Origin of the sequence: Maribacter sp. 2-571, from assembly GCF_050589625.1 — a bacterium.
Taxonomy (GTDB): domain Bacteria; phylum Bacteroidota; class Bacteroidia; order Flavobacteriales; family Flavobacteriaceae; genus Pelagihabitans.
This window is the reverse complement of record NZ_JBNGOP010000102.1, coordinates 1-521: the sequence shown is the minus strand read 5'-3', so window position 1 is coordinate 521 and position 521 is coordinate 1. Positions and strand designations below refer to the sequence as shown.

The following is a 521-nucleotide window of genomic DNA, read 5'->3' as shown; positions in this document are numbered from 1 at the left end:
AACGACGGGCTCCTCTACGATGTGGACGACAACGGGGCCACAAAAGTGCCCAGTACCGACAACATCCCCGCCACCGACAACGGCCTCTTCGGCAAGGCCGCGGAGTTCGACGGTGCGGAGTTCCAGAGCAATACCATATTGGAGGTGCCCTACGATGCCACTTTCGATGCCACATCGAGTTCGGTCACCGTAATGGCCTGGGTCAACCGCGACGAGCTGGTGCACAACGTGGGCATCCTGAGCCACGACTACCCGGCACTGTTCTTCGGTTTCCACAACAGCCTATACAAATGGGAGTTCCCCACCACCGAGGGCTCGGTGAACTGTTATGCGGGCTATTCCCCGCAGGGGTCGTGGGTGCACATCGCGGCGACCTATGACGGTACCACCGCGCGCCTGTTCGCCAACGGTATAGAGGTCTGTACCCAGACCGCCACGGGCGGCTTCGTGATCAACGACGCCCCGGGGGACGCCAGCGCCTTTACCTCCTCGGGCTTCTACGAACAACGGGACCCTGCGGG

1 protein-coding gene is annotated in these 521 nt (G+C 62.0%); it reads left to right on the top strand.

From position 1 onward, the window contains the following. Positions 1 to 521: LamG-like jellyroll fold domain-containing protein (locus ACRD7P_RS21070; protein WP_430909787.1), on the top strand; the 521-nt coding region annotated here is incomplete at both ends.